The organism is Aquitalea sp. S1-19 (genome assembly GCF_024343515.1).
Map to the genome: position 1 here is coordinate 1 of NZ_RJTZ01000078.1, position 16583 is coordinate 16583.

Genomic DNA, 16583 nt, shown 5'->3' on the forward strand with positions numbered 1-16583 from the left:
CTGTGGCCAGAAGAGTCCCTGGTTGAAGAGTGCAAGAAAATTGCCGCTCAAACCGGCGCGCGTCTGGTGCTGACCGATGATCCTAAGGCTGCGGTTGAAGGCGTTGACTTCATCCACACCGACGTTTGGGTTTCCATGGGCGAGCCAAAAGAAGTTTGGGCCGAGCGTATTGCCCTGCTGTCCCCATTCCAGGTGAACGCCGAACTGATGGCTGCTGCCAAGAACCCGGCTGTTAAGTTCCTGCATTGCCTGCCAGCTTTCCACAACAGCGAAACCGTTGTAGGTGCTGAAGTGGCTGCTGTGTATCCGCAATTCGCCAACGGTATCGAAGTGACCGAAGACGTGTTCGAAAGCCACGCTAACGTCGCCTTCGAGCAGGCGGAAAACCGCATGCACACCATCAAGGCCATCATGGTTTCGACCCTGGGCAACCAGTAAGCTTGAAGCCTGATATCCGGCACAAGCCGGATACTTGAGCCGGCGCGACATGGTCGCGCCGTGAAATGGCCGGCAGCACCTTGCAGGTGTGGTCGGCCATTGTTCCTTGTGAAGCGGTTAATGCCGCTCTTGCTGATGATTTCACTGCATAGCCCGTCGGGCTGTGTGGCTAAAGGATAGAAAATGCGCGTAGTAGTAGCTCTGGGCGGTAACGCCCTGCAAAAGCGTGGCGAAGCCATGACCGCCGACAACCAGCGTGCCAACGTAAAAGTAGCGGCACAACAGCTGGCTGCCGTGACCCGTCTGGGCCACAACCTGGTGATGTGCCACGGTAACGGCCCGCAAGTGGGTCTGCTGGGTCTGCAGAACGATGCTTACGCCCGTCACGTTGATGCTTCGGTGACCCCGTATCCGCTGGATGTACTGGGTGCGCAGACCGAAGGCATGATCGGTTACATGATCGAGCAGGAAATGGGTAACGAACTGCCAGTTGAAGTGCCGTTCGCTACCATCCTGACCCAGACCGAAGTTGATGCTAACGACCCTGCTTTTGCCAACCCGACCAAATTTGTCGGCCCGGTTTACAGCAAGGAAGAAGCTGAAAAACTGGCTGCAGAAAAGGGCTGGACCGTAAAGGCTGACGGCGAATACTTCCGCCGCGTCGTACCGTCCCCTAAGCCTAAGCGTATTTTCGAAATGCGTCCTATCAAGTGGATGATCGAAAAAGGCGCCGTCGTGATCGCTGCCGGCGGCGGTGGTATTCCGACCATGTACCAGGGCGACAAGCTGGTCGGCGTGGAAGCCGTGATCGACAAGGATCTGACCTCCGCCCTGCTGGCGCGCGAAGTGGATGCTGACTACTTCGTGATCGCGACCGACGTGTCCACCGTATTCGTAGGCTGGGGCACGCCAGAAGCGAAAGCCATCAAGCACGCACATCCGGACGAAATGGAAAAGCTGGGCTTTGCTGCCGGCTCCATGGGCCCGAAAGTGGAAGCGGCTTGCGAATTCGCCCGTCTGACCGGCAAGAAAGCCGTCATCGGCGCGCTGCAGGATATCGAGAAGATCGTTAAAGGCGAAGCCGGTACCGTGATCTCGACCGAAAAAGAAGGTATCGAGTGGTACTAAGCCGTTAGGCTGGGTTCACCAAACAAAAAGGCTGCCTCAGGGCAGCCTTTTTGTCGTATGCAGCCGACAGAAAAAACCGCAGCACGAGGCTGCGGTTTTCGCTGCGGGAAAGAGCTTTAAATCCCGCCAAATGAGCACACGGTAAACAGCGACAGGCCGTCGTCGCGCACCAGTTTGGCGCCGCCAAGTTCGGGCAGTTCGATAATCGCTGCCGCCTCGACTACTTCTGCTCCCAGCTTTTGCAGCAGATGGTAGCCAGCCATCATAGTGCCGCCGGTGGCGACCAGATCGTCGATCAGCAGGACGCGATCGCCAGGCTTGCAGGCATCGGTGTGCATTTCTACGGTGGCGTTGCCATATTCCAGTTCGTACTCTTCCGCTACCGTGGTGAAAGGCAGCTTACCTTTTTTGCGGATCGGAATGAAGCCGACATTGAGCTCGTAAGCCAGTACCGAGCCGATAATAAAGCCGCGCGCATCCAGACCTGCAACCAGATCTATTTTCTGATCCATATAGCGATGGACGAAGATGTCGATCAGCATGCGGAAGGTCTTGGGGTTTTGCAGCAGCGGGGTGATGTCGCGGAACATCACGCCATCGTGCGGCCAGTTGGGAACGGCGCGAATCCAGCCCTTGAGGTAGCTCGCGTAGTCGATATTGCTGAGGTTGTCCATGATGCGGTCCGTACAAGGGTTACCCGCCATTGTACAAGTTTGTGGACGGGTATGCACAAGGGGCGCTCGAGGCGCCCCTTGTTGATGGAAGATAGCTGGCAGCTTAGTGGAAAAAGGCCAGTTTGAAAATCCACATGGCGGTAATGACCAATACCGCCGGGCTCAGGTCCTTGGCGCGGCCAGCTAGCAGCTTGATGGCGGTAAAGCTGATAAAGCCAAAGGCAATGCCGTCTGCGATGGAGAAGGTGAAAGGCATGGCCAGTGCAGTCATGACGGCGGGGGCCGCCTCAGTCAGGTCTTCCCACTTGATCTCGGCCAGACCGCGCGTCATCAGTACCGCTACATAGCAAAGTGCGGGTGCGGTTGCATACGCCGGCACGGTCTTGGCCAGCGGCGACAGCCACAGGCAAGCCAGAAACAGCAAGGCAACGGTGAGCGAAGTCAGGCCGGTGCGGCCACCCACCGCGGTACCTGCAGCCGATTCGACATAGGCAGTGGTGGAAGAGGTGCCCATAGCCGCGCCGGCGGTGATGGCGATCGAGTCAGCCAATAGGGCGCGCTTGAGGCGAGGCAGTTTGCCGTCCTTGTCCAGCAGGCCGGCACGGTGCGAAACGCCAACCAGGGTGCCGGTGGTGTCAAACAGGTCGACAAAGAAAAAGACGAAGATCACGCCCAGCAAACCTGCATTGAGCGCGCCCTGAATGTCCATGGCCATCCAGGTGGGCGCCAGGCTTGGCACCGGCGCAAAAATGCCTTCGAAGGTCGACAGTCCCAGCGTAATAGAGAGTGTGGTGATCAGAATAATGCTCAGGATGATGGCGCCGGGTACCTTGCGGTATTCGAGGGCCACGATCATGAAAAAGCCGAGAATAGCCAAGAGAGTGGTCGGGTTGTGGATATCTCCCAACGTGATCAGCGTCGCAGGGTGAGAGGCAATCACGCCTGCGTTTTTCAGGCCGATAATTGCCAGAAACATGCCGACGCCGGCAGAAATGCCGAATTTGAGCGATTGCGGAATGGCATTGACCATCGCCTCGCGCACCTTGAACAGGCTGACGGCGAGAAAGACCAGACCGGACAGGAACACGGCGCCTAGCGCGGTTTCCCATGAAACGCCCATGCCTTGCACCACGGTGAAGGTAAAGTAGGCATTCAGCCCCATGCCTGGTGCCAGTGCAATCGGGTAGTTTGCAACCAGCGCCATGATACTGGTGCCCAGCGCAGCGGCCAGACACGTGGCGACAAAGACGGCATTGATATCCATGCCGGTTGCCGACAGGATGGCGGGGTTGACCAGAACGATGTAGGCCATGGTCAGGAAGGTGGTAATCCCGGCGATGACTTCCGTTTTGACCGTGGTTCCATGTTCTTTAAGTTTGAACAGGCTCTCTAGAACTTGCATGTCGTGCACCCTCGGCGGCATTTCAGTTTTTTATGAGTTGGCTATTTTATACGATTTATCATTAGGAGAGTGCGGGAGTTCCAAGTGCTTCTCTTTAAAGATGCCCCTCTCTTGTGGTAACCTGAAATATTAGTCCAAGTTTACAGAGAGCCAGCCCATGAGCATGTCGACCGGTAGCATCTTTATCGTGGTAGCGCCGTCCGGTGCCGGCAAGACTTCACTGGTGGCGGCATTGCTCAAGGCTGCACCCGATGTCGAACTCTCGGTCTCTTTTACTACGCGGGCGCCGCGCGCCGGCGAGATCGACGGTCAGCATTATCATTTTGTGTCGCGTGACGCATTCGAAGCGATGATTGCTGCCGGTGATTTTCTCGAGTACGCCGAGGTGTACGGCAATTACTACGGTACCAGCGTGCGCTGGATCCGCGAGCGCACGGCCGCCGGTCACGACATTCTGCTGGAAATCGACTGGCAGGGTGCGCGTCAGGTGCGCGAGATATTCCCCGATGCGGTCGGTATCTTTATTTTGCCGCCTAGCCTGCAAGTGCTGGAGAGCCGTTTGCGCGGCCGCGGTACTGACAGCGCCGAGGTGGTCGAGCGCCGCCTGGCCGAGGCGCGTGCCGAGATCGCTCTGGTCGGCGAGTATGATTACATTGTAGTTAATGATGAGTTCGAGCAAGCACGCACGGATTTGCTCGCCGTTGTTCGTGCGGTGCAGTTGCGTGCGCCGCGCCAGTGCCTGCGTCTGGCGCGGGTGTTGGCGCAGATGCAACCTGCCGGCTGAAAAAATTGGTCAATCCGGCAAAATCACATATAGTTTCCACCATTCCTGAAAGAGGTAAACCCCATGGCCCGTATTACCGTTGATGACTGCCTCGACCGTATCCAGAACCGTTTCGATCTGACTTTGGCTGCCGCGTATCGTGCCCGCCAGGTCGCTTCGGGCGGAACGACTTTTGTTGAACCCGGTCGCAACAAACCGACCGTGGTGGCTTTGCGCGAAATTGCTGCCGGTCATGTCGGCCGCGAAATTCTGACCCGTAATAAGGGCTGATTGCCCCGGATATCTCCCAGGTATGCAGCTGGATAGCGCACCCCCCATTGATTATCAGGCCATGATAGATACGGCAGCTTCGGCTTTGCTTGAGTCGGCCGCCGCCTATCTGAAGCCGGAAGATGTGCAGCTATTGCGTCAGGCATTCGATGTCAGCCGCGAGGCGCACGAGGGTCAGACGCGCAAAAGCGGCGAGCCTTATATCACCCATCCGCTGGCAGTGGCCCAGATGCTGGTCGACTGGCGCATGGATGCGCAAGGGGTGGCCGCTGCCTTATTGCATGATGTGCTGGAAGACACCGGTGTATCCAAGCCCACGTTGACCGAGCATTTTGGCAAGACCATTGCCGATCTGGTGGATGGGCTGTCCAAGCTGGAGCGACTGGAGTACCAGACCAAGGAAGATGCGCAAGCGGAAAACTTCCGCAAGATGGTGCTGGCGATGGCGCGCGACGTGCGCGTGATTATCGTCAAGCTGGCCGATCGCTTGCACAATATGCGTACGCTGGATTCGATGCGTGAGGACAAGCGCAAGCGCATCGCTTTGGAAACGCTGGAAATTTATGCGCCGATTGCCAACCGCATCGGTCTGAATAAGGTCTATCGCGAGTTGCAGGACCTTGCGTTCAAGCATCTTTACCCTACGCGCTATACCGTGCTGGCCAAGGCAGTACGCGCGGCGCGCGGTAACCGGCGCGAGATCGTCAACAAGATTCTGGAAGCGGTCAGCCAGCGCCTGGTTGAGAACAAGATCGAAGCGGTAATCAAGGGGCGGGAAAAGAATCTTTACAGCATCTACAAGAAAATGCAGGAGAAAAACCTGTCGTTTTCCGAGGTGCTGGATATCTACGGTTTCCGTGTGGTAGTCAATGATATTCCCAGCTGTTATCTGAGTTTGGGTGCGCTGCATAGTCTGTACAAGCCTTTGCCGGGCAAGTTCAAGGACTATATCGCGATTCCCAAGGGTAATGGCTATCAAAGTCTGCATACCACCTTGTTCGGCCCTTATGGTACGCCGGTTGAGATGCAGATCCGTACCCGCGAGATGAATGCGGTCGCCGAGGCGGGCATCGCTTCGCACTGGATGTATAAGAGTGGTGACGGCAGTCTGGATACGGCGCACCAGCGTACGCACCAATGGCTGCAGAGCATCCTTGATATCCAGGCCGAGAGTGACGATGCGATCGAGTTTTTCGAGCATATCAAGATCGATCTGTTTCCGGACGAGGTGTACGTATTCACCCCCAAGGGCAAGATTTTGGTGCTGTCGCAGGGCTCGACTCCGGTCGATTTTGCCTATGCAGTACATACCGATGTGGGGCATCGCTGTATCGCGGCACGTGTCAACCACGCACTGGTGCCGTTGCGTACGGTATTGAGAAACGGAGATAGCGTCGAGGTGATCACCTCGACCCAGGCCAAGCCAAATCCTTCGTGGCTGAATTTTGTCGCCAGCGGCCGAGCCCGCTCGTGCATACGCAGTTATTTAAAGAGCTTGCAGACCACCGAAGCATCGCTGCTGGGTGAGCGCCTGCTTAAGCAGGCACTGGGAGCTCTGGTGATGACGCCGCTGGCTGACGTTGATGCGCTGCAGGGCGAGTATATGGCGCTGTATGGCGATAATCTGGGCTCGTTCCGCGAGGTGCTGGCGGAGGTCGGGGTGGGTAAGTTGCTGCCTATCGCCGTAGCGAGGCGTCTGGTTGAGCTTGCCGGGCGCAAGTCCGGCGAGTTGGTGCGTGTGTCGGCCATTGCCATTCGTGGCAATGAGAGTGGCACGATACAGCTGGCTACGTGTTGCAGCCCTATTCCGGGTGATGAAATTGTCGGTGCGATTGCCAAGGGGCAGGGGCTGATTATCCATCGCAGCCTGTGTGCCAATATCCGGCGTTTCGATCAGGATAAATTACTGGAAGTAACCTGGGATACGCAGCGGGATCGCATGTTTGCGGTGACGGTCAGCGTGCTGGCGCGCAATGAACGCGGCACTCTAGCCGATATCGCATCGGCAATCTCCGGCGCTGCTGCCAATATCGAAAGCGTAGACACGCAGGATGGCTCGGCGGGTGAGGGGTATATCCATATCCATTTCCGCCTGCAGGTGGGTGATCTGGTTCATCTTGACCGGGTTCTTGCTGCCGTGGGGCAGTTAGGCAGCGTGATTAGTGCTAAGCGCGGGTGACGCGCCTGCTGTACCGTAATAACACCAGGCACGGATAGGCCTCGACTTTTTGCTGCGAGTCCGGTATAAGTTTCAGCCCTGCGTGAAGCCCGCACTTTCGAGTACGTGCTGCCGATGGCCGAGGCCGACCCGGCATCTACGCTGGCCGCGTTTTGTTTCGACCAATTGCAACACCATTTCTCCTAGTGAGGGGGTGATTTTTTCAGTCGTTTGTCGTGCATGGTGCACTCAAATGACGAACTTCGGAATCCAGGACTTTATCAAAAAGGATTCCGTTGCTAAAATACCGGTTTTATCAAGCATTTAGCTTACCCAAGATTTTAAGGATCCCTGTCGATGCCGACTGTTCGCGTAAAAGAGAATGAACCGTTTGAAGTAGCAATGCGCCGTTTCAAGCGCTCCGTAGAAAAAACCGGTCTGCTGACCGAACTGCGTGCGCGCGAGTTCTACGAAAAGCCAACCACCGAGCGCAAGCGTAAAGCTGCTGCTGCTGTGAAGCGCCACTACAAGCGCATCCGTAGCCAACAGCTGCCACCAAAGATGTTCTAAGCTTTACGTACGGTTGATTTACAGGACCGCAGGCTTTGTCTGCGGTTTTGCCTTTTGTAGTTCCGCATTTCTGCGGCCGGCTTCATGTCGGCCGCTGTCTCTTCTGAAAGCACGATATGAGCCTGAAATCACGTATCACTGACGACATGAAGACGGCCATGAAGGCCAGAGATGCCGTGCGTTTGTCCGCCATTCGCTTGTTGATGGCTGCGATCAAGCAGAAGGAAGTCGATGAGCGTATCGAGTTGGACGACGCAGCCATCGTGGCGGTGGTCGACAAGATGCTCAAGCAGCGCCGCGACTCGGTAACGCAATACGAGGCGGGTGGCCGTCAGGACCTGGCGGAGCAGGAAAAGGCCGAGATGGTCGTGCTGGCCGATTATCTGCCACAGCAGTTGAGCGTTGCTGAAATCAATGCACTGATTGAAGCTGCAGTTGAGAGCAGCGGTGCTGCCGGCATGCAGGATATGGGCAAGGTTATGGCGCTATTGCGTCCGCAACTGGCTGGCCGTGCCGATATGGCCGCCGTGTCGGCTCTGATCAAGGCCCGCCTTGCTGCTTAAGGTGCGCGGATGATCCCGCAGGATTTTATCGATCAGCTGCTGACCCGCGTCGACATTGTTGACGTGGTGGATCGTTATGTCCCGCTGAAAAAAGCGGGGCAGAATTACCTGGCGTGCTGTCCGTTCCATAAGGAAAAATCTCCCTCTTTTACGGTTAGCCCGTCCAAGCAGTTCTATCATTGCTTTGGGTGTGGCATGCATGGCTCGGCCATCGGCTTTGTCATGGAGTATCAGGGGCTGGGTTTTGTCGATGCGGTGCGCGTGCTGGCCGATAGTGTGTCCATGCCGGTGCCGGACGTGCGGCATGCAGATCCGCAGGCAGAGCAAGCAGCGCGTGCGCGTCGTTTGTCGCTTGAAGAAATCCTTGCCGCTGCTGCGGTTTATTTCAAGCAGCAGTTGAAATCTTCGCCTGCTGCCGTCAGTTACCTTAAGGGGCGAGGTTTGTCCGGCGAAATTGCCGCGCGCTTTGCCTTGGGCTATGCGCCCGATGCCTGGCAAAATCTGGCCGCGATTGTGCCTGATTACCAGGATGAATATCTGGTCGAAGCGGGGCTGGTGATCGCAGGTGATGAAGGTAAGCGTTACGACCGCTTCCGCGGTCGGGTGATGTTTCCCATCCGTAACCAGCGTGGCGTCATCATCGGTTTCGGTGGGCGGGTGCTGGGTCAGGGCGAGCCCAAATACCTGAACTCGCCGGAGACGCCGCTGTTCGAGAAGGGGCGCGAGCTTTACGGTCTGTATGAGGCGCGCCAGGCGATACGCGAGCACAACCGCGTGCTGGTGGTCGAAGGCTATATGGATGTAGTGGCGCTGGCGCAGTATGGCGTGGCTTATGCGGTCGCGACACTGGGCACGGCAACGACTGGCGAGCATGTGCGCAAGTTGCTCAAACACGCCGATCAGGTCGTGTTCTGCTTTGATGGCGACAAAGCCGGACAGAAGGCGGCTTGGCGGGCGTTGGAAAACAGTTTGCCGTTCCTGGTCGACGGCAAGTCTTTGAGTTTTCTGTTTTTGCCGGAGGCGCATGATCCGGACTCGTATATCCGCGAGTACGGCACCGAGGCGTTCGAGCGCCAGCTTAGCGAAGCCAGTGTGCCCTTGTCAGGTTATCTGACGCGCGAGCTGACGCGGCGGGTTGATATGTCCACCCCGGAGGGGCGGGCCGATCTGGTCAAGCAAGCCATGCCTTTGCTGACGCAGATTACGGCGCCGGCCTTGGGTTTCATTATCCGCAAGCGTCTGGCCGAACTGGTGGGTGTGGAGGTCGACGAATTCGATATGATGACCGGCCAGCGCAAGGCACCAGCGCGTGGCCGGCGCGAATACCGTTTGCCGCGCCAATCGGCGCAGCCGGATGTGATGTCCACCGTTCGGCGTCTGATCAAGTGGCTGGTGATGAATCCGGCTTGGGCCAATGAAGTCGAGGTGCGTGATAGTCTGCCCTTGTCGGGTGATATAGCCTGTCTGGCGGCCTTGATCGAGCGGGCGCAGGCTTGTGTCAGCACACCGACTAGTGCGCAATTGGCCGAGAATTTTCGTGGTACATCGTTTGAATCGCAGATTGACTCTGTGTTGCAGGCATCGTTGCGGGACCCGGCAGAACTTGCCAATCCGGACGAGTTTGATCTGGATATGTTCAAGAGCGGCTTCTCCAGAATGATGGATGCATGTGATGACGCGCTATACCGGCAATTGTCGGTGCGCGGGCTTGAGCATCTGAGTGATGAAGATAAACGTTTGTTGCAGGAACTGATGCGCCGCATGGCGGCGCGGGCGGTACACAATCCGTTGAAATAACGGGCTGTGATATACTCAATTGTTTTTTTCGGCTTTTTTTCAAGCAGGAAACGAAATGGCGGCTTCCCCCAAAATCGATAAAGATGTGCAGGACAACCAGGACAATCCTCAGTTGAGCCTGGAAGAGCAGCGCAAGCGCTTGCGCCAGCTGATTGCGCTGGGCAAGGAGCGTGGCTACCTCACATTCGCTGAAATCAATGACCATCTGCCGGAAGACGTGTCCGACGCCGAGCAGATCGAAAATATCATCGTCATGATCGGTGGTCTGGGTATCCGGGTGACCGAAGAGGCGCCGGATGCTGATACCCTGCTGATGACCGATGCACCGGCAGCGGTCACCGACGAGGATGCGGTTGAAGAAGCTGAGGCCGCCTTGTCGTCGGTTGATGCCGAGTTCGGTCGCACCACCGACCCTGTACGCATGTATATGCGTGAAATGGGTACGGTTGAGTTGCTGACCCGCGAGGGCGAAATCGAAATCGCCAAGCGGATCGAAGACGGCCTCAAGTACATGATCCAGTCCATCTCGGCATGCCCCGGCACGATTGCCGAAGTGCTGGCGCTGATGGACAAGGTCGAGTGTGAAGAGATGCGCATCGACGAAGTTGTTGATGGCTTTATCGATCCGAATGCCAGCGTTGAGGCAGAGACCGAATTTTCCGAGCCGGAAGACGACGAAATGCCGGATGATGACGAGCCGGAAGAGGAAGACGAAGAGGCCGACGCTGAAAGCATCAATGCCGCTAACCTGCTTGCGCTCAAATTGCAGGCGATCGAATTCTTTGCCGATGTGCGCGTGCAATATGCCGGCTTGACCGCCGCGCTGCAGAAATCCGATGCCAAGGCCGCCCAGGCTTGTCAGCAGCAGATCACCGATGCCTTTATGCAGGTGCGTTTTGCTACGCGCCAGATTGAAAGCCTGTGTGACTCCCTGCGCTCGCTGGTCGCTGAAGTGCGTTCGCATGAACGTGAAATTCAGGATATCTGCGTGCAGCGTGTGCGTATGGACCGTAGCCACTTCATCAAGAGCTTCCCTGGTAACGAAATCAATGTTGACTGGGTGGTGAAGGAAATCGAATCCGGCAAGGCCTGGTCCGAAACTTTGGAGCGCTTCAAGCACGCGATTATCGAGCGTCAGACCCGTCTGGCCGATGTCCAGTTGCGCGCCGTGCTGACCATTCCGGCGCTGAAGGAAATCAACCGCCAGATGGCAGCGGGGGAGAAGAAGGCGCGTCTGGCTAAGCGCGAGATGATCGAAGCCAACTTGCGTCTGGTGATTTCGATCGCCAAAAAGTATACCAACCGCGGTCTGCAATTCCTCGACCTGATTCAGGAAGGCAATATCGGCCTGATGAAGGCGGTGGACAAGTTTGAATACCGTCGCGGTTACAAGTTCTCGACCTATGCAACTTGGTGGATTCGTCAGGCGATTACCCGTTCGATTGCCGACCAGGCGCGTACGATCCGCATTCCTGTGCATATGATCGAAACCATCAACAAGATGAATCGTATCAGCCGCCAGATCTTGCAGGAAACCGGGCACGAGCCGGATCCGGCCGAACTGGCCGAGCGCATGGAAATGCCGGAAGAGAAGATCCGCAAGATCATGAAGATCTCCAAGGAGCCGATCTCGATGGAAACGCCTATCGGTGACGATGACGATTCTCATCTGGGCGACTTCATTGAGGATGCGGTGACTATCACCCCTTCGGATGCGGCGATGTATTCCAGTTTGCGTGAGGCGACCAAGGAGGTTCTCGAGTCGCTGACGCCACGCGAAGCCAAAGTCCTGCGTATGCGTTTCGGTATCGACATGAATACTGACCATACGTTGGAAGAGGTGGGCAAGCAGTTTGATGTGACACGCGAGCGTATCCGTCAGATTGAAGCCAAGGCATTGCGCAAGCTGCGCCATCCGACCCGTTCCGAGCGGCTGAAGAGCTTTCTCGATAACGAGCCAAATGGTCAGTAAGTAAGCTGCATTTACCGGAAATTCTGGTATAATCGCTTGCGATCGGGCCTTTAGCTCAGTTGGTTAGAGCAGAGGACTCATAATCCTTTGGTCATCGGTTCAAGTCCGATAGGGCCCACCAGAAATTTGAATAGCAAAATCAGGGGTTTGCAGCTTAGGCTGCAAACCCCTTTTGCTTTTTCGCTTAGCTGAGGTGTGGTCATGCGATGTGTGGTCTGTGCTTGCTTGTGGCTTGGTGCGGGTCGCTTGGCGCGAAAGCCTTGCAGGAGAGGCGGGGAATAGGTGTAAGGCGCATCACCTCCGCGCCAGCGCGTGGAGGTGATGGTTTAAAGCTTAGGAGGTAGCCGGGTTCAGTTTGTCGGCCTGTTTCTGCGTGGTCGCTGCAGGCGTGCTTAGCGTATGGCGCTCTAGCATAAAGGCCAGCAAGGCAACGCCGATGCCGCCGCCAACGATATTGCCCAGTGTTGCCGGCAGCATGTTGTGCATGATGTCGGCGAACGACAGTGCTTCGGGTGCATGGGCGACGACCAGACTAAAGAGTGCCATATTGGCGATGCTGTGTTCGAAGCCGGAGAAGAAGAAGGCGAATACCAGCAGGAACACCAAAGCGATTTTGGCCATCTCGTTTTCCAGTTTCATCGGCAGCCAGACGGCCAGGCAGATGATCCAGTTACACAACACCCCTTTCCAGAAAATCTTCATAAACGGCGCGCCGGTTTTGACGGCTGCAATCTGGCTGGCCACATGGTCGGCAGGGTAGTCACCCAGGCCGCCGGTCTGCATCCATACCAAAGTAAACAGCAAGATGCCGGCCAAGTTGCCGAAGTAGACCGTACTCCAACTCGCCAGCATTTCGCCGCTGCTGACGCGACCGGTCAGTTTGCCCAAGGTCATGTACATCACATTGCTGGTAAACAGTTCGGTCTTGGAGACAATGATGGCAACCAGTGCCGTGCCGAAGAAGGCGGAGTAGGCGATGGCGTAGTAAGGCGAGCCATTGCTGTGAAACAACTGGCCCAGTCGCATGCTGACGGCGAGGACGAGGGCAATCAGTGCACCGGCAAAGGCAGCAGAAAGAAAATAGCGGGCAGTAGCGGTGCGTAGAACCGTGCGTTTGGCACTGGCTTGCTGGGCGACATAGTCGAGAGAGTAGGTATGGCTCATGGTGTTATCGGTGAGTGGTTTAGTTGTTTCGGGTTTTATGACGTTTTGAAAACCCGTTTTGCGTTTTCGAAACTGTTTTTAGCCTGATTCGTTCGCGGCTTGATGCTTGTTGTCTTTTTTCAGTCAGAGTCAGACTGGTGTTTGACGTTACTTTTGTATTAAAATCCTTTCCTATCAATGAGTAACGTCAAAATATAAATTTTACCAGCCGCTATTTTCGTTGCGTGGAGAAATTTGTTTTTGACGTAGATCAAGTAATCGCTTTCGTTTTCGACTTAATATGTATTCAATTTGTTACATATCATGTTCGAAGATGAACTAGGAGACGCAAAAGATGGACGCTGCAAACAAGGAAATGCTGGCTGTTGACCCATGGAGAGAGTTCGTTGCCGGTGATTGGCAGGCACGCGTGGATGTGCGCGACTTTATCCAGAACAACATCACCCCTTACGAGGGCGATGCAGCCTTTCTGGCCGGCGCCACCGCGCGTACCCAAGGCATCTGGGACACGCTGTCCGTACTGCTGAAAGAAGAGCGCGCCCGTGGCGTGCTGGATGTATCTGCTGATCGTGGCGCCAGCATTACCGCACACGATGCCGGTTATATCGATGAAAAGAATGAACTGATCGTCGGTCTGCAGACTGATGCGCCACTCAAGCGCGCCATCATGCCTAACGGCGGCCTGCGCATGGTTGAAAATGGTCTGGAAGCCTTTGGCTTCAAGATCGATCCTATGGTCAAAGAGATCTGGGAAAAGTACCGCAAGAGCCATAACCAGGGTGTGTTCGATGCCTACACGCCGGCTATTCTGGCTGCACGCAAGTCCGGCGTGATTACCGGTCTGCCGGATGCTTACGGCCGTGGCCGTATCATCGGTGACTACCGCCGTGTTGCCTTGTATGGCGTCGACTTCCTGATGGCCGAGCGCAAGAAGGACTGGATGGCAATCAAGCCGCCGATGACCGACGACGTGATCCGTCTGCGTGAAGAGTGCTCCGAGCAGTACCGCGCGCTGAACGAACTCAAAGTCATGGCTGCCAAGTACGGCTACGATATCGCCCGTCCTGCCGCGACGGCGCGTGAAGCGATCCAGTGGACCTACTTCGCCTATCTGGCCGCAGTGAAAGAGCAGAACGGTGCCGCGATGAGCTTCGGCCGCGTGTCGACCTTCCTCGATATCTTTATCGAGCGCGATATCAAGGCCGGCGTACTGAATGAAGAGCAGGCGCAGGAGATGATCGACGATCTGGTGATCAAGCTGCGTATCGTGCGCTTCCTGCGCACTCCGGACTACGATGCACTGTTCTCGGGTGATCCGACCTGGGTGACCGAGTCCATCGCCGGTATGGGTCTGGATGGCCGTACCCTGGTGACCAAGAACAGCTTCCGTTTCCTGAATACCCTGTACAACCTGGGCCCGGCACCCGAGCCTAACCTGACCGTATTGTGGTCGACTCAGTTGCCACGTGGCTTCAAGGACTTCGCCGCCAAAGTGTCTATCGACACCTCGGCCATTCAGTATGAAAACGACGATCTGATGCGTCCGAAGTGGGGCGACGACTACGGTATCGCCTGCTGTGTATCGGCGATGGCCATCGGTAAGCAGATGCAGTTCTTCGGTGCCCGTGCCAACCTGGGCAAGACCCTGTTGTACGCGATCAACGGCGGTGTGGACGAGAAGAGCGGTGCAACCGTGGCCCGTGGTTTCGAGCCTATCACCAGCGACGTACTCGACTACGACGAAGTGATGGCCAAGTTCCTGCCAATGATGGACTGGGTGGTCGAGACTTACGTCGATGCGCTGAATACCATCCACTACATGCATGACAAGTACTCGTACGAGCGTATCGAGATGGCGCTGCACGACCGCGATATCCTGCGCACCATGGCTTGCGGTATTGCTGGCTTGTCGGTGGCTGCTGACTCCTTGTCCGCGATCAAGCACGCCAAGGTTCACGTGATCCGTAATGAAGACGGCCTGGCTGTCGATTACAAGATCGAAGGCGAATACCCGGCTTACGGCAACAATGATGACCGTGCCGACAGCATCGCAGTATGGCTGACCGAAACCTTTATGGAGAAGATTAAGGCCCAGCCTCACTTCTACCGTAATGCGACCCCGACCCAGTCGGTACTGACCATCACCTCCAATGTGGTGTACGGCAAGAAGACCGGTAACACGCCATGCGGTCGCCGTTCGGGCGAGCCGTTCTCGCCGGGTGCCAACCCGATGAACGGCCGTGATGTGAAGGGCTTTGTTGCTTCCGGTGCTTCGGTTGCTAAGATTCCTTATAGCGCGGCACTGGATGGTATCAGCTGGACATCGTCGGCGACGCCGGATGCGCTGGGGCACACCGCTGAAGAGCGTATCCGTAACCTGGCTAACTGCCTGGATGGCTACGTTGCCGCTGGTGGCTTCCACGTCAACGTCAACGTGTTCAACCGTGACACGCTGATCGATGCGATGGAACATCCGGAAGAGTACCCACAGCTGACCGTGCGCGTGTCGGGCTATGCGGTGAACTTCGTCAAGCTGACGCGTGAGCAACAGCTGGACGTGATCAACCGCACCTTCCACGGCAAGATGTAAGCCTGAGCTTCCCATCAGGGAAGCTGCTTCTGGTGGGCGGCGCAAGCCGCCCGCTGTCATTTATATCAAGGACATTCATGACTACGCCTGTTACCGAAATACCCGTCAACTTTGTGGCCGAACGCACAGAAGTGAAGGGTTTTATCCATTCTCTGGAAACCGGTGCGGCCGTCGATGGCCCGGGCGTACGCTTCGTGTTCTTTACCTCGGGCTGCCAGTTCCGCTGCCTGTATTGCCATAACCCGGACACCTGGAAGCTGCATCACGGTCGCGAGATGAGCGTGGAGGATGCGCTGGCCGAGCTAAAACCCTACGCAGGCTTCCTCAAATTTGCCGGTGGCGTCACCATTTCCGGTGGCGAGCCGATGATGCAGCCCGACTTTGTCGGTGCTGTATTCAAGGGCGCTAAAGAACGCTTCGGTCTGCATACCACGCTGGACACCCAGGGCTATCTGCACGAGAGCCTGCCGGATGCCTGGTTTGAGGCGGTGGATCTGGTGATGCTGGACATCAAGCACAGCGACCCTGAGCAGTACAAAAAGATCACGGCCCAGCCTTTGCAGCCGACGCTGGATTTTGCCCGGCGCATGGCGAAGATGGGCAAGAAGATGTGGATCCGTTATGTGCTGGTGCCGGGGCTGACCGACGGCTTCGATGATGTCGAACGGCTGGCCGACTTTGTCGCTAGTCTGGGTGAAGTTGTCGAGCGCGTAGAGGTGCTGCCATTTCATCAGCTGGGCCAGAGCAAGTGGGCCGAGCTGGGTATGGCGTATGAACTTGCCGACACCCTGCCGCCTTCGGCCGAGTGTGTCGCCCGTGTGCGTGGCCAATTTGCCGCACGCGGTTTCTTTGTCAGCTAGAGCGAGCACTTGACGCTTGCTGCCTGACAAACCGATTTTACTAATTTATTGAAAGTACTCTCATGAGCCAATCCCTGATTCTGGTTATTAACTGCGGCAGCTCGTCGCTCAAGTTCGGTCTGTTCCCTGTCGGTGCGGAAGAGCCAACCCTGTCCGGTCTGGCCGAGTGCCTGGGCGATGCCGATTCGCGCGTCGTATTCAAGGCTGACGGCA

General features: G+C 56.5%; 14 protein-coding genes, 1 tRNA gene and 1 pseudogene. 13 read left to right on the forward strand and 3 right to left on the reverse strand.

Going from position 1 to position 16583, the window contains the following annotated elements:
* Together EGI20_RS12185 and arcC are read left to right on the forward strand one after the other, a co-directional pair.
* On the forward strand, window positions 1–438 hold a 438-nt coding region (locus EGI20_RS12185), incomplete at its 5' end, for a Rossmann-fold NAD(P)-binding domain-containing protein (RefSeq protein WP_498631772.1).
* Window positions 439–621: 183 nt separating this feature from the next.
* On the forward strand, window positions 622–1566 hold the full coding sequence (gene arcC, locus EGI20_RS12190) for a carbamate kinase (RefSeq protein ID WP_124735147.1): 945 nt from the start codon (window positions 622–624) through the stop codon (window positions 1564–1566).
* Between the two features lie 116 nt (window positions 1567–1682).
* Here the strand turns inward: arcC and EGI20_RS12195 are convergent, their stop codons facing one another.
* Together EGI20_RS12195 and EGI20_RS12200 are read right to left on the reverse strand one after the other, a co-directional pair.
* Window positions 1683–2240, reverse strand: a complete 558-nt coding sequence (locus tag EGI20_RS12195; RefSeq protein WP_124735146.1) for an adenine phosphoribosyltransferase — start codon at window positions 2238–2240, stop codon at window positions 1683–1685.
* Between the two features lie 103 nt (window positions 2241–2343).
* Window positions 2344–3642, reverse strand: coding sequence for an NCS2 family permease (locus EGI20_RS12200; protein WP_124735145.1), 1299 nt, complete (start codon window positions 3640–3642; stop codon window positions 2344–2346).
* Between the two features lie 157 nt (window positions 3643–3799).
* Between EGI20_RS12200 and gmk the strand changes: the two genes are divergently transcribed.
* The 8 genes from gmk (at window position 3800) to EGI20_RS12240 (ending at window position 11877) form a co-directional block, all read left to right on the forward strand.
* The gene (gene gmk, locus EGI20_RS12205; protein ID WP_498631774.1) at window positions 3800–4426 is read left to right on the forward strand and encodes a guanylate kinase; all 627 of its coding nucleotides are present in this window, start codon (window positions 3800–3802) and stop codon (window positions 4424–4426) included.
* A 63-nt stretch (window positions 4427–4489) separates the two neighbouring features.
* Entirely contained in the window at window positions 4490–4696 is a 207-nt protein-coding gene (rpoZ, locus tag EGI20_RS12210; RefSeq protein WP_124735143.1) for a DNA-directed RNA polymerase subunit omega, read from the forward strand.
* A 22-nt stretch (window positions 4697–4718) separates the two neighbouring features.
* Window positions 4719–6875, forward strand: a complete 2157-nt coding sequence (locus tag EGI20_RS12215) for a RelA/SpoT family protein (protein WP_498631777.1) — start codon at window positions 4719–4721, stop codon at window positions 6873–6875.
* Between the two features lie 336 nt (window positions 6876–7211).
* On the forward strand, window positions 7212–7424 hold the full coding sequence (gene rpsU, locus EGI20_RS12220; RefSeq protein ID WP_124735141.1) for a 30S ribosomal protein S21: 213 nt from the start codon (window positions 7212–7214) through the stop codon (window positions 7422–7424).
* Between the two features lie 116 nt (window positions 7425–7540).
* Window positions 7541–7987 (forward strand): GatB/YqeY domain-containing protein, encoded by a 447-nt coding sequence (locus EGI20_RS12225; RefSeq protein ID WP_498631778.1) that lies wholly within the window; start codon window positions 7541–7543, stop codon window positions 7985–7987.
* A gap of 9 nt (window positions 7988–7996) precedes the next feature.
* Window positions 7997–9784 (forward strand): DNA primase, encoded by a 1788-nt coding sequence (gene dnaG / locus EGI20_RS12230; RefSeq protein ID WP_498631780.1) that lies wholly within the window; start codon window positions 7997–7999, stop codon window positions 9782–9784.
* A 55-nt stretch (window positions 9785–9839) separates the two neighbouring features.
* Complete coding sequence (gene rpoD / locus EGI20_RS12235) at window positions 9840–11756, forward strand: RNA polymerase sigma factor RpoD (protein WP_498631782.1); 1917 nt, start codon at window positions 9840–9842, stop codon at window positions 11754–11756.
* A 44-nt stretch (window positions 11757–11800) separates the two neighbouring features.
* Window positions 11801–11877: transfer RNA gene (locus tag EGI20_RS12240), tRNA-Ile, on the forward strand.
* Between the two features lie 212 nt (window positions 11878–12089).
* On the opposite strand, the gene EGI20_RS12245 is transcribed toward EGI20_RS12240, so the two are convergent.
* Window positions 12090–12920: a formate/nitrite transporter family protein gene (locus tag EGI20_RS12245; protein WP_498631783.1), complete on the reverse strand. Its 831-nt coding sequence runs from the start codon at window positions 12918–12920 to the stop codon at window positions 12090–12092.
* Between the two features lie 334 nt (window positions 12921–13254).
* Here EGI20_RS12245 and pflB point away from each other — a divergent pair, with 334 nt between their 5' ends.
* The 3 genes and pseudogenes from pflB to EGI20_RS12260 all read left to right on the forward strand — a co-directional run.
* Window positions 13255–15510 (forward strand): formate C-acetyltransferase, encoded by a 2256-nt coding sequence (pflB, locus tag EGI20_RS12250; RefSeq protein ID WP_124735136.1) that lies wholly within the window; start codon window positions 13255–13257, stop codon window positions 15508–15510.
* Window positions 15511–15587: 77 nt separating this feature from the next.
* A complete protein-coding gene (gene pflA / locus EGI20_RS12255) occupies window positions 15588–16370 on the forward strand; it encodes a pyruvate formate-lyase-activating protein (RefSeq protein WP_498631785.1) in 783 nt (260 codons plus the stop codon).
* A gap of 62 nt (window positions 16371–16432) precedes the next feature.
* Window positions 16433–16583 (forward strand): annotated as a pseudogene (locus tag EGI20_RS12260) (propionate/acetate kinase); the annotation flags it as partial.

Excerpts from the sequence above, each read along its gene's own strand:
- dnaG (WP_498631780.1), top strand. The coding sequence starts at position 7,997 with ATGATCCCGCAGGATTTTATCGATCAGCTGCTGACCCGCGTCGACATT.
- pflB (WP_124735136.1), top strand. The coding sequence starts at position 13,255 with ATGGACGCTGCAAACAAGGAAATGCTGGCTGTTGACCCATGGAGAGAG.
- EGI20_RS12195 (WP_124735146.1), bottom strand. The coding sequence starts at position 2,240 with ATGGACAACCTCAGCAATATCGACTACGCGAGCTACCTCAAGGGCTGG.
- EGI20_RS12225 (WP_498631778.1), top strand. The coding sequence starts at position 7,541 with ATGAGCCTGAAATCACGTATCACTGACGACATGAAGACGGCCATGAAG.
- pflA (WP_498631785.1), top strand. The coding sequence starts at position 15,588 with ATGACTACGCCTGTTACCGAAATACCCGTCAACTTTGTGGCCGAACGC.
- gmk (WP_498631774.1), top strand. The coding sequence starts at position 3,800 with ATGAGCATGTCGACCGGTAGCATCTTTATCGTGGTAGCGCCGTCCGGT.
- rpoD (WP_498631782.1), top strand. The coding sequence starts at position 9,840 with ATGGCGGCTTCCCCCAAAATCGATAAAGATGTGCAGGACAACCAGGAC.
- rpsU (WP_124735141.1), top strand. The coding sequence starts at position 7,212 with ATGCCGACTGTTCGCGTAAAAGAGAATGAACCGTTTGAAGTAGCAATG.
- EGI20_RS12215 (WP_498631777.1), top strand. The coding sequence starts at position 4,719 with ATGCAGCTGGATAGCGCACCCCCCATTGATTATCAGGCCATGATAGAT.
- EGI20_RS12245 (WP_498631783.1), bottom strand. The coding sequence starts at position 12,920 with ATGAGCCATACCTACTCTCTCGACTATGTCGCCCAGCAAGCCAGTGCC.
- EGI20_RS12200 (WP_124735145.1), bottom strand. The coding sequence starts at position 3,642 with ATGCAAGTTCTAGAGAGCCTGTTCAAACTTAAAGAACATGGAACCACG.
- rpoZ (WP_124735143.1), top strand. The coding sequence starts at position 4,490 with ATGGCCCGTATTACCGTTGATGACTGCCTCGACCGTATCCAGAACCGT.
- arcC (WP_124735147.1), top strand. The coding sequence starts at position 622 with ATGCGCGTAGTAGTAGCTCTGGGCGGTAACGCCCTGCAAAAGCGTGGC.